This window comes from Salinicola socius (assembly GCF_001937195.1).
GTDB lineage: Bacteria > Pseudomonadota > Gammaproteobacteria > Pseudomonadales > Halomonadaceae > Salinicola > Salinicola socius.
The window spans coordinates 141,590-153,430 of the sequence record NZ_MSDO01000020.1 but is presented as its reverse complement, the minus strand read 5'-3'; the positions used below and the strand labels follow the sequence as shown (position 1 = coordinate 153,430).

Below are 11,841 nucleotides of genomic sequence, written 5' to 3'. Positions count from 1 at the left end.
TTGGCAAATAAAAGGGGGGGGTATGATTGGTTTGGTAGAATCAATGACGGAAAATGAAGCTGCTGGGTGGGTAGCTCTGCCATTTGCTGAAAGTTATGCATATATAAAATTATGTTTCAATGGAAGAGAAATTTTGAGTTTCAGAACTACCCAAGTGATTAATCGGTCGGGGGTTGACGACAAAATTGCATCTTTTTCATTACGTTTTAAAAGCGTTTGGCGATATATGTCGCCAGAGGATGAGTTGTCATTTGAATATTGTGGAGAAAAAATTTTCATTGTAGGGCATGGTTACACTTATAGTCACAGTTTTGATAGGATTACTGACTCAAAGGTCTTGTTTAAAAAGCTTAAGAATGGCTACATTTTTAATCAAAAAGGCTATTTAAGGTTATCTAAAACGTTAGACTACCAATGGCAAAAAAATGTAGTAAGCCTTTACCATAGCGTTAGAAAATTTTTGAAAGAAAGATATGATCTTGATGTTTTTGTCATGTCAGGGACGCTGCTGGGCACCGTGCGGGAAGGAGAGTTTATTGGGCACGATCATGACTTCGATATTGGGCTCATATCAAAAGCAAATTCTGGTTTGGGGGCCAAAGAAGAATCTAAAGTTTTTACTAAAGACTTATGGGATCATGGGTACAAGCTCCAGTTGAAACCTTCTTGCACCTACATAAGCCATCCTGACTATGGCGATGCGCAAGTTGACCTAGTTCGCATGTACTTCGATGAAGATGGTGTGTTGAGATCGGCGTTTGGTTTCGCTACAGAGAAGAATTTGAAAAACGATTGTTATGGTGGGACAGTCAAAGCTATAATTAGCGGTCACGAAGTAGATGTTCCTAAATCCCCCGAGGATTATTTGCAAGTTATATATGGAGATGATTGGCGCGTACCTAATCCCACTTTTAATTGGAGCCGAGAGCTAAAGGTTAGGGATAAATCATCTCGTTTGTCTAGAGCCGAGATTGAAGAACTTGAAAATTATATGAATAATGGCTAATATAAAGTACTAGATTTGATTGTTGAGGTGTTAGTCGATGATAAACTCAAGGCTTCTTTTTCAGGGGTAGTGATGTATTCAATTATTGAAAATCCGTTGTTTGAAAGCTCAGTGGTTTCGAATGGTTCTATTCCCTTTGAAAGAATTGAGATGGAAAAAACCATAGTGGGAATAGTTAGATTTTCTGTGCTTTCAAACTTTAAAAATTATTTTAAAAAAGCCGATGAAATCTCTTTCGAAGACTATGCGGAGATGATATTAGCGGATAAACGTTTGGAGCATCGCTTTAATCTCTTTGAAAATATAACTCTTCCATCGCTGCACGCGCAAGAATACCAGAATTTTCTGATTTACGTAGTATGCTCTTCTCGTCTGCCTGATATCTACCGTAGAAGGCTGCAGGCACTTGGAGAGAAATTTAGTTTTTTGCGTCCAGTTTACTACCCTGAACATGACTTTCGAATGAAGCAGGCATCTGCTGATATATTGTCTGAAATAAACACTAATCAGGCATTCGCTACTTTTAGGCTAGATGACGACGATGCCTTGAGATACGATTTCACACGTCGGTTGTCAAGATTTGTCAAACCAAGAAATCGAAAACTAGCTGTTAGTTTTTGTAAGGGATATATTGTAGATATCATTAACCGAAATGAATGCAAAGTCGAAGAAGTGCTGTATCCAAATACTGGTGCTGGTATAGCAGTTATCGGTTCTGAAAGCTATAAAAAAACTATTTTTGATGTTAGCGAAAAGCATAAAAGAATGCATATAAGACTACCGGTTATAACTGATGGTCGGCAACCAGCCTATGCAATAACGACACATGGTGAGAATGATACTGGTGAAGGAAGAACAGCGCAGTCTGAGTCGGTCACGATGGCTCAAATGCAAGATGTGTTAAGGCAGGCTGGTTTTTTCACAACAATGTCTAATCTATCGTCCATTAATAATGACGAGGAGTCGCTTTAGATTGCAGTGCCCTTGTGCAACAAGATCTATTTTTTATCGCTTTCTCTTTTCTATTCGTTTCCATGTTTACCGGCACGTTGTCTAATGCCTTTCCCAGTCGTAAATAGTGGGTTCGAAAAAAGATATTTTTCCAACGTTAGCATGCGTAAATGGGGGTGGTATGTGTGGCGTAGTCGGTGCGGTCAGCGATAATGATAGTATTCCCTTTCTACTGGAGGGGCTCGCAACACTGGAGTACCGTGGCTATGACTCCGCCGGGCTTGCGATTTTGAATAACGGGCTACATCGCGCCCGTGCCATGGGCCGTGTAGCTGAGTTGGTCGACAAAGTCGCAGCAGAGGGGCTGCGGGGGCGTGTAGGAATTGCCCATACGCGATGGGCGACCCATGGCGTTCCCGCTGAGCGTAATGCACACCCCCATGTCTCCGGTGGGTTGGCAGTGGTGCACAATGGCATTATCGAAAACTATGAAGCCTTGCGTGACCAACTGCGGGAATTGGGCTACACCTTCAGCTCGGACACCGATACAGAAACTATCGCTCACCTTATTCAGGCTTGCTTGAAGGGACAGATTGGCGATCCCGCAGAGGATCTCTTCTCTGCCGTTCAGCGCGCCGTAGGATATTTGGACGGCGCTTTCGCCCTGGCTGTCATTAGCGAAGATGAGTCGGAGTGTTTGGTGATCGCACGTGAAGGCTCTCCGTTGATGCTGGGCATCGCGGATGAAGGGTATTACGCCGCCTCGGATGCTTCTGCGCTGCTTTCCGTCACCAAGCGCATGGTGTATCTGGAAAACGGCGATGTGGCTCAGCTAACCCCTGATGGGGTAACGATTGCAGACCTTTCCGGCCGACTGGTAGAGCGAGATATCGTGATTTCGAATCTCAGCGCTAATGCGGTCGAGCTGGGTGAGTTCGATCACTACATGCAGAAAGAAATTTTCGAGCAGCCTCAAGCCCTCAGTAATACCTTGGAAATGCTTAGTGGAGCGGGGCAGCTTCAACCAGGTATCTTCGGAGCTGAAGCTGAAACAATCTTTCAGCATGTGGATTCAGTATTGATCATCGCCTGCGGCACTTCCAGTTATGCAGGGATGACCGCTAAATATTGGATTGAGCAGGTCGCCGGAATTCCATGTAACGTTGAGATTGCTAGTGAGTATCGGTATCGTCAAAGTGTCGCTAACCCTAGGCAGTTGGTCGTCGTTATTTCCCAGTCCGGCGAGACAGCAGATACTCTCGCTGCCTTACACTATGCCAAGGAAAAGGGTCATACATATACCTTGGCAATCTGCAACGTGCCGGAATCTGCTATCGTTCGCGAAACTGCGCTCCGATTTATTACTCGCGCCGGACCGGAAATTGGCGTGGCTTCGACCAAGGCATTCACGACTCAGCTTAGCGCGCTTTTCTTGCTTACCTTATTGTTAGCGAAGATCAAATCGAATCTTCCTCAGGAAGATGAGAAGGCATACTTGGATGAGTTGCGGCATCTGCCGGTAGCCGTCGAGAAGGTGTTGGCATTGGAGCCAAACATCAAAATTTGGGCGCAATATTTCGCAAACAAACAACACGCGCTATTCCTTGGTCGTGGTCGGCATTACCCCATTGCTCAAGAGGGCGCCCTGAAGCTCAAGGAAATTTCCTACATCCATGCCGAAGCCTATCCCGCAGGCGAGCTCAAGCATGGCCCGTTGGCATTGGTGGATCAGGAAATGCCGGTAGTCGTGATCGCGCCCAATGACGAATTGTTGGAAAAGCTCAAATCCAATATGCAGGAAGTGAGCGCTCGTGGTGGTCAGCTTTATGTGTTCGCTGACGGTGATAGCTCCGTTAAGAACTCTGCGGGAATGCAGGTAATGCAGATGCCTGAGCATTACGGCCTACTTTCTCCGGTACTACACGTCGTGGCTTTGCAACTCCTTGCTTATCATGTGGCTTTGGTAAAAGGTACCGATGTCGATAAGCCTCGTAATCTCGCAAAGAGTGTGACGGTAGAATAGTTTATGTCCAAACTGTTAGTAATAGGCGGCGCTGGATACATTGGTTGCCATATGGTAAATCAGCTGCTGAAAGCAGGTCATGATTTAGTAGTGCTGGATGATCTTTCGACAGGCTTTGAAAATGCCATTGTCGAGGATGATATACGATTGGTTATTGGCGACGTCGGTGATCGTAGATTATTGGATTCTCTGTTCAGCGATGAAAAGTTTGACGGTGTGCTGCACTTTGCATCTCTGATCCAGGTTGGCGAATCGGTAGTCGAGCCGGCTCGGTACTACCGCTCCAATGTCGCCAAGACCTTGACGTTGCTGGAAGCGATGGTTGAGCATGATGTCGGGCCTTTGATCTTCTCTTCGACGGCGGCGGTTTTCGGAGAGCCTGAATACAGCCCGATCGATGAAGCGCACCCCCAGGTGCCTATCAATCCTTATGGCGCCAGCAAGTACATGGTTGAACGGATGCTGGAGGACTTCGATCGCGCATACGGATTGAAGTCAGTGGCGTTGCGCTACTTCAATGCGGCGGGCGCCGACCCAGAGGGCCATATCGGCGAGCGGCACGATCCCGAAACTCACTTGATTCCCCTGGCGCTGCATGCGGTACTCGGTGCGAGGCCTCCCTTGAAGGTCTTTGGCAGGGATTATCCGACGAAGGATGGAACCTGCATTCGCGACTACATTCATGTCACGGATCTCGCTGAGGCGCATTTACGCGCCCTTGAGTATCTATGGGCAGGTAACCCGACGACGCGATTCAACCTGGGTAATGGTAATGGCTTCAGTGTTCAGGCAGTGCTGGATGCCGTTGAGCGCGTTACCGGCCAGCCGGTGCCTTACGAAGATGCGCCCCGGCGAGCAGGGGACCCCGCCAATCTGGTAGCGGATTCCCGCGCTGCCAAATCAATTCTGGGTTGGAACCCACGATATGCGGATATCGATACAATCGTCGCGCATGCCTGGGCTTGGGAACAAAAGCGCGTCAAACTCACGTAATCCCCGCCTCTGCCATTGAGGAATCCGTAATGAAATCCTGGACTCGATATCCGATCTGGTTTGGTGAGCTTTTCACTGGCGCCAAGTCATTCGCCGCTAATCCGTTGCTGGGGAGCGAGCGCCTGAATCGTTATGGTCTGCACGCTGCTCGGGTATGGTCTGCCTATTGGATGTCTCGACTGCGGATGGCGATGCTGTCAGGCGGTGTGCCAAAGACGGATCGGGAGCAGTTCCAACGCTACGGGTACGTGCTGAAAGAGAATTACCTGTCGGAGGAGACGTTCCAGGCGTTGCTGACCGAAGTGCGTCAGTATTCGGGCGAGATTCGCGAGTGTTGCCAGGGCGATACCAACACGCATCGGATTCTGCTCGCGCCGGAAGTGGTCGAGCAGTTGCCGACGCTGCGGTCGGTTCTGGACGAAGCCAGCCTGAAGCGGCTGTTCCGTTACTGCGCAGGGCACGCGCGCTTGCCGATCTGCCATATCGAGAACGTGCATAACGGTAGTCTCCAAAGCGAGAAAGACCGTGATCCGCAGAAGAACCTTCACGTCGATACGTTCCAGCCCACCATGAAGTTCTGGCTGTACCTGGAAGACGTGACGGACGAAAACGGCCCCTTCGTGTTCGTGCCCGGTTCCAACCACCCGCACCGCGAGCGCCTGAAGTGGGAATACCAAATGAGCCAGCGGGCCAAGTCGCATGCGGATCGCTATACGGCTCGCGGGTCCTTCCGGGTCAGCGCGGAGGAAGCGCCAAGGCTTGGCGTTTCCGGCCCGAAAGCGTTCCAGGTCAAGGGCAACACGCTGTTGATTGCCAATACCTTCGGCGTCCACGCGCGGGGCAATGCGGAACCGGGCAGTTCGCGTTTGGCGTTATGGGGCATGAGCCGCACCAATCCATTCCTGCCGCTGCCAGGCTTGGGGTTCGATTACTTCAATCGGCTTCAGTATCGCGTCCTTCAGCGCATGCGGGCCCAGGAAGACAGGAAAGCCGCGGCCAAGGGCGGTCAATCTTCCTGGCATGTCATCGACCGGCGTCAGATATGAAATAGATCCATTGCGCCGGCGGTGAAAGCACACCGTTGAGCCAGTCTTGTTCCTTTAAAAGCAACCTTGATGGTTGCTTTTTTTGTGCCTGAAATTCACCGCCTGGCCAGACCGAATGAGAGATTTCGTTGGCAACGAGTCACATCGCTGACATGTAACGGCAATAGAACCGTCATCTTTCTCTGTCATCGTTTCTTCACGCTAATGCCATAAGGCGCTCTGGGTGAGTGCCTGGCGAAAGCCATTTGGCACGGCAGATTACGAGAGGAGAACGATATGGAGATCGTCACCCCACTGAGAGGGGCGCATTCATCGGCCAGCAGCGAGTCTCTGACGCTGGCGCGGCGTGTGTTCGAAGATCAGGCCCGCGCGTTGGACGCGATCGGTGAGTCACTCAACGAGGCGTTTCTCGAAGCTGTAGAGCTGATCTTGTCCTGCACGGGCAAGGTCATCGTCTGTGGGATGGGCAAGTCGGGGATCATCGGGCGGAAAATCGCGGCGACACTGGCTTCTACGGGTACCCCTAGCTTCTTCGTCCATCCGGGCGAGGCCTATCACGGTGATCTGGGGATGATTGGCGGTGTCGATCTGGTGATCCTGATCTCCTACAGCGGCGAGACGGACGAGGTCATCAAGCTCATCCCCTATCTACGCCACATAGAGGCCAGAACGATAGCGATCACGGGCCGCACCGACTCGACCCTGGCACGGAGCGCGAACGTTCATCTCGATGTTTCCATCGAACGGGAAACCTGCCCGAACAATCTCGCACCGACGACGTCGACCACCGCGACACTGGTGATGGGGGATGCCCTGGCCGTGGCCTTGATGAATCGTCGGGCCTTCATGCCCGTCGATTTCGCGCGTTTTCATCCGGGTGGTTCCTTGGGGAGAAGGCTTCTGACCTTGGCCAGGGACGTCATGCACGATGTGCCATGTCTCCCGGCCGAGGCATCGTTTGACCATATAGTGAATAAAATCAGCCAGGGCGAAAGGGGGATCGTTTGTATAGTGTCCCCTCGGGCTGAACTGTTGGGGGTCATTACCGATGGTGATCTTCGGCGTGCCATCGAGAAGTTTTCGGTAACCGACGCTCTGACCGCGCGAGACATCATGGGGAGAATGCCCGTCACGGTGGCTGGCGATGTCAATCTCCACGACTGCGAACTTCTGATGCGCGAACGCAAACTGACCTCGTTGATCGTCGCCGAGTCGGGTAGGCCGCTAGGCGTTATCAAGAGTTTTGATGCCTGAATCACTCCGAGTCCATTCCCATGAGTAAAACGACCAAGTTCTTCAAGCATCCGGTTCTATTTTGGCAAGACGCTTACCGCAAGAAGCAGGCTGGAGAGAAAGCCCGAAAGAGTGCGCTCACGACATTGCCTAAAGGCGATGCGACTGCGGTAATTAGTCATGGCAACAAGAGCGAACGATTCATACCTGACTGGTACCGGCCCGAGGCGGGATACGAGCTGAAGCTGGCCATGGAATCCTCCAAGCCGATATTCCTCTACATACCCTGGATCGCCGAGCATACCAACACGCTGATCGACAATATCCAATCCGAAGAGGACTATACGCTCGCGCCGTTGGATTTTGTTGCGGACCTGAATACTCATCGAAGAGAGGTGTTGAGATTCGCACGGGAAAACCCGGACACTTATCGGAAAATGATCGTTCGGCGACTGATCCCGCTTCGCCCAAAGCTCGCGGGCATCATCTTCACGTTTGACTGGGCACCCGTCATGCGGGTCATTGCCCATGTCTGTGAAGAGCTTTCCATACCGAGAATTTTGATTCCTCATGAATCGGTATTCGTGGATAAGACCAAATACTATTGGGATCCCAAATCCTATGCCTCACAGCCGTTGGCCGATGTGATCCTGGGTTGGGGGGATTTGCAGAAGTCGATATTCGTGGAGCGGGGATATCCGGCCTCTCGGTTCTTCAGCGTCGGGGCGCCCAAATTCGACAAGTACACCGAGTACCTGCCCAATCTCAGCCGGCCTCAGTATTTTCGGCTCTTTGGGCTGTCACCAGCGCAAAAGACCGTCCTGTTTGCCTCTCAGCCGCTCGATTCCCAGTTGAACATGAGAGTCGCGCGCGAGTCGCAACGCAAGGCCATTGGCGATCTTTTGACTGCCTGTGAGTCGCTGGAGTATCAATTGATCGTGCGGCTGCCACCCTCCAAAGACAACATCCTGGGGGCCGGGCTGGAGAAACGGCTCGTGCTTTCTAGCTATGCCGCTATCGATGATGCACTTTGCTATCTGGTCCCCCCCGAGGAAGCGATCTACCATAGTGATGTCGTGGCGTCGGTGAACAGCACGATGATGTTCGAAGGCTTTCTGATGGGTAAGATGCCGCTGTCCACCAAGTATGTCGATTTCGATCAGATCTGGGCGCCTTGCCGCTTTCCTTTGGCCACCAACCTCGTCGAGATCAAACGCCATCTCGAGACTTATATGGCAGAAGGCTTCGTCGCTGATCAGGCGGGTATGGAATGGGCGGCCTCCCAGTTCTCCAACGGCAGTTTCGACGGCCGCTCTACGACGCGGATACGGGACTATCTTATCGAGGCCGCCAGGCCAGGCGTCTTGACACCCCAGCTCTCGCCACTGAACAAGGTGTTCAATCGGGAACGCGTCGATATCATCGCCATCCCCTCTAGCGATGCGACCTGGCATGGCGTTCAACGCTATTTGCTGCCGATGTTGAACGCCAATCAACGCATTCAGAGCAATCAGGGAAAGGATTCCATCATCGAGCTGGCTTCTGTCGATCTGTTCGTTCAGTGGGGCATTACGGAGAAGCTCGAGAAGAAGAAACAGATGGAGGCGAGAAACGCGCTCGGCCGTGAACTAGTGATCCTTGAGGACGGCTTCATTCGCTCGGTAGGTATCGGGCTTTCCGGGGAACCGGGATTGTCCATCATTCTGGACGATACGACGTCCTACTACGATGCGACCAAGCCTTCTCGGCTGGAAAGGTTGCTGCAATCGGGCCCCGAGCTTACGGAACAGGAGATGGTCAGAGCGGAAGCGCTGATTGCCAAGATCGTCGAAGGCCGTGTTTCCAAGTACAACCACGCTCCCGATGCGCCGCTGTCGATAGGCAATCCGCAGAAGCTGAAAATCCTGCTCCTGGATCAGCGTCGTGGTGATCAGTCGGTGGTGTCGGGAATGGCCGATGAAGCCACATTCCGCAAGATGTTGCAGGATGCTATTCATCATTATCCAAATCACGATATCCTCATCAAACAGCATCCCGATGCGATTACTGGCGGCAAGGGCAGTTACTTCGATAATCAATCGCTCGCTTTCATCAAGAATGTCGATAATGTTTTTTTGATCGATTTCGATATCAATCCCCATGCGTTGTTCGATGTCGTTGAAGAAGTCCATGTCGTGACTTCCGGAATGGGGTTCGAAGCGTTGATGGCCGGTAAAAAAGTGCACTGCTATGGCATGCCATTCTACGCTGGTTGGGAGCTGACCGAAGATCGGCTCCAAATTTCTAGGCGTTCGAGACAGAGACGATTAACCGACGTCTTCCATTTTGCCTATGTCGATCTATCCCGATATTACAATCCCGATCTTGGGAGAGCTTGTGATCTGGAAGAAGCCATCGATTATATTGTGCTACATCGGTAGCCATGGCCCGATACGCTTTTTTTCATGACAGTGTAAGCCGTGCAGCTTACGAGGGGGAAAGTTGGTCGAAAACGAGACGCTCGTCGAAGAAGTGAAGCCCGCTGAAAAAAAGGAGAAGTCTCTTGTCGTTCGCGGGCGAGGAACGACGAACATCATTAAAGGGCGTAACAATCCTCGGGTAGTCAAGAGAGCCAGCGTGAGATTTCTTGGCGTCAACAATACCCTGATCATCGGTGCCGGCGTAAACATGGTAGATGTCAGGATATTGTTCAACGGCAACGATTCCGTTATCGAAATTGGCCCCAGGTGCAAGATTAATGGCAGCCTGATCGTGAAGTCCGGATCCCGTATTTCGATCGGCGCAGGAACCAAATTCAACAGCCAGGAAGCCAGAGTTCATTGTGGAGAACCTGGGACCAGCATCGTTATCGGTAAGAAATGTCTTCTGGCCTCTGTGAGATTCAGGACATCCGATCAACACGCTATTTATGATGTCGCTTCCGATGAAAGAATTAACCCGGCAAAGGACATTGTTGTCGAAGACGACGTATGGATAGCGGAGAACGTCTATGTCTATAAAGGCGTTACGATCGGAGCTGGCAGTGTGGTTGGCGCGAGATCTACGGTATTGAAGTCGTTGCCGGGTGGATGCCTTTGTGTGGGAACACCGGCGCAGTCTGTGAGAGAAGGCATTTATTGGAAAGACAAGTTTGAGTGAAGAATACCCTGCGATAACCAACGCCCAAGTACTGGCGAAGGGGTACGTCTTCAGCGACTTGGCCCTGCGATCTGATCTGGAAGGAAAGCGCAAAGGCTTAGGCTCATAAGAACGCCTAATTCCGGTCTCGGACGAGTCTGCTAGAATGGCGCATCGTTTCAGGGGCGCTCGTTTGAGCAGGCGCTGGATCATGAATGAGGTCGCGAGGCGGGTAAGTGTCGGCCCGCTTCAATCGCAGGGAGAGGCGTGAGTATGAAAATAGCGGTAGCCGGAACCGGCTATGTGGGGCTTTCCAACGCGATGCTGCTGGCGCAGAACCACGAGGTCGTCGCCGTCGATATCGTCCCCGCGAAGGTCGAGATGTTGAACAACCGGGTTTCGCCTATCGAGGATACCGAGATATCCGCCTTTCTTGCGCGGGGAGATCTCCAGTTCTCGGCCACGCTGGATGCGGAAAAGGCATATGCCGACGCGGCGTTCGTGATCATCGCCACGCCGACGGACTACGATCCGATCACCAACTATTTCAATACCTCGAGTGTCGAGTCGGTCATCGAGAAGGTCATGGCGGTGAACCCGCAGGCGACCATGGTGATCAAGTCGACCGTTCCGGTGGGCTACACGAGCGAGGCCTCGACCCGCTTCGGAACCGACAACCTGATTTTCTCTCCGGAATTCCTGCGTGAGGGCAAGGCGCTTTACGACAACCTGCACCCCTCCAGGATCATCGTGGGCGAGCGTTCGGCGCGTGCCGAGACCTTTGCCGAGCTGCTCAGGGAAGGGGCGGTCAAGCAGGACATCGATGTGCTGTTGACCAACAGTACGGAAGCCGAGGCGATCAAGCTGTTCGCCAATACCTACCTCGCCATGCGCGTGGCCTATTTCAACGAACTCGACACTTACGCCGAGACGCTCGGCCTGGATGCGAAGCAGATCATCCAGGGCGTCGGTCTCGATCCGCGTATCGGGCACCACTACAACAATCCGAGTTTCGGTTACGGCGGGTACTGTCTTCCCAAGGATACCAAGCAGCTGCTGGCGAACTACGAAAACGTGCCCAACAACCTCATCGCGGCGATCGTCGATGCCAACCGTACGCGTAAGGACTTCATCGCCAAGTCGGTGATGGAACGACATCCCAAGGTGGTCGGCGTGTATCGCCTGATCATGAAGTCGGGGTCGGACAACTTCCGTGCCAGCGCCATGCAGGGCGTCATGAAGCGGTTGAAAGCGAAAGGGATCGAGGTCGTCGTCTACGAACCCGTACTCGAAGAACCGACGTTCTTCAATTCCGAGGTGATCGCCGATCTGGCGGCGTTCAAGTCCCGTTGCGACGTAATCCTGGCCAACCGGCTGACCGACGAGCTGAGCGACGTCATCGACAAGGTCTATACGCGCGATCTCTTCGGTGGTGACTGATCGAAGCCCGCCGGAAGCTCGAATGACTCTGT

At 52.0% G+C, this 11,841-nt stretch carries 9 protein-coding genes; all 9 read left to right on the top strand.

What is annotated here, in order from left to right:
• Window positions 1-22: 22 nt before the first annotated feature.
• The 9 genes from BTW07_RS19435 (at window position 23) to BTW07_RS13725 (ending at window position 11,809) form a co-directional block, all read left to right on the top strand.
• Window positions 23-1,006 (top strand): LicD family protein, encoded by a 984-nt coding sequence (locus tag BTW07_RS19435; protein ID WP_083941875.1) that lies wholly within the window; start codon window positions 23-25, stop codon window positions 1,004-1,006.
• Window positions 1,007-1,021: 15 nt separating this feature from the next.
• On the top strand, window positions 1,022-1,978 hold the full coding sequence (locus tag BTW07_RS13760) for a glycosyltransferase (RefSeq protein WP_144076910.1): 957 nt from the start codon (window positions 1,022-1,024) through the stop codon (window positions 1,976-1,978).
• Window positions 1,979-2,138: 160 nt separating this feature from the next.
• Entirely contained in the window at window positions 2,139-3,980 is a 1,842-nt protein-coding gene (glmS, locus tag BTW07_RS13755; protein ID WP_075570746.1) for a glutamine--fructose-6-phosphate transaminase (isomerizing), read from the top strand.
• Between the two features lie 3 nt (window positions 3,981-3,983).
• The gene (galE, locus tag BTW07_RS13750) at window positions 3,984-4,973 is read left to right on the top strand and encodes a UDP-glucose 4-epimerase GalE (RefSeq protein WP_075570745.1); all 990 of its coding nucleotides are present in this window, start codon (window positions 3,984-3,986) and stop codon (window positions 4,971-4,973) included.
• Window positions 4,974-5,002: 29 nt separating this feature from the next.
• The gene (locus BTW07_RS13745; protein ID WP_075570744.1) at window positions 5,003-6,019 is read left to right on the top strand and encodes a phytanoyl-CoA dioxygenase family protein; all 1,017 of its coding nucleotides are present in this window, start codon (window positions 5,003-5,005) and stop codon (window positions 6,017-6,019) included.
• A gap of 276 nt (window positions 6,020-6,295) precedes the next feature.
• Complete coding sequence (locus BTW07_RS13740; protein WP_075570743.1) at window positions 6,296-7,273, top strand: KpsF/GutQ family sugar-phosphate isomerase; 978 nt, start codon at window positions 6,296-6,298, stop codon at window positions 7,271-7,273.
• A gap of 20 nt (window positions 7,274-7,293) precedes the next feature.
• Window positions 7,294-9,672 carry a capsular polysaccharide export protein, LipB/KpsS family gene (locus BTW07_RS13735; RefSeq protein ID WP_083941872.1) on the top strand — a complete coding sequence of 793 codons (2,379 nt, stop codon included), beginning with the start codon at window positions 7,294-7,296 and terminating at the stop codon, window positions 9,670-9,672.
• Between the two features lie 61 nt (window positions 9,673-9,733).
• Window positions 9,734-10,390 (top strand): acyltransferase, encoded by a 657-nt coding sequence (locus BTW07_RS13730; protein ID WP_075570741.1) that lies wholly within the window; start codon window positions 9,734-9,736, stop codon window positions 10,388-10,390.
• Between the two features lie 252 nt (window positions 10,391-10,642).
• Complete coding sequence (locus tag BTW07_RS13725) at window positions 10,643-11,809, top strand: nucleotide sugar dehydrogenase (RefSeq protein ID WP_075570740.1); 1,167 nt, start codon at window positions 10,643-10,645, stop codon at window positions 11,807-11,809.
• Window positions 11,810-11,841: the final 32 nt, after the last annotated feature.

What these genes read in the sequence shown, in the direction of transcription:
- BTW07_RS19435 (WP_083941875.1), top strand. Translation starts at nt 23, where the DNA reads ATGATTGGTTTGGTAGAATCAATGACGGAAAATGAAGCTGCTGGGTGG.
- glmS (WP_075570746.1), top strand. Translation starts at nt 2,139, where the DNA reads ATGTGTGGCGTAGTCGGTGCGGTCAGCGATAATGATAGTATTCCCTTT.
- galE (WP_075570745.1), top strand. Translation starts at nt 3,984, where the DNA reads ATGTCCAAACTGTTAGTAATAGGCGGCGCTGGATACATTGGTTGCCAT.
- BTW07_RS13745 (WP_075570744.1), top strand. Translation starts at nt 5,003, where the DNA reads ATGAAATCCTGGACTCGATATCCGATCTGGTTTGGTGAGCTTTTCACT.
- BTW07_RS13740 (WP_075570743.1), top strand. Translation starts at nt 6,296, where the DNA reads ATGGAGATCGTCACCCCACTGAGAGGGGCGCATTCATCGGCCAGCAGC.
- BTW07_RS13735 (WP_083941872.1), top strand. Translation starts at nt 7,294, where the DNA reads ATGAGTAAAACGACCAAGTTCTTCAAGCATCCGGTTCTATTTTGGCAA.
- BTW07_RS13725 (WP_075570740.1), top strand. Translation starts at nt 10,643, where the DNA reads ATGAAAATAGCGGTAGCCGGAACCGGCTATGTGGGGCTTTCCAACGCG.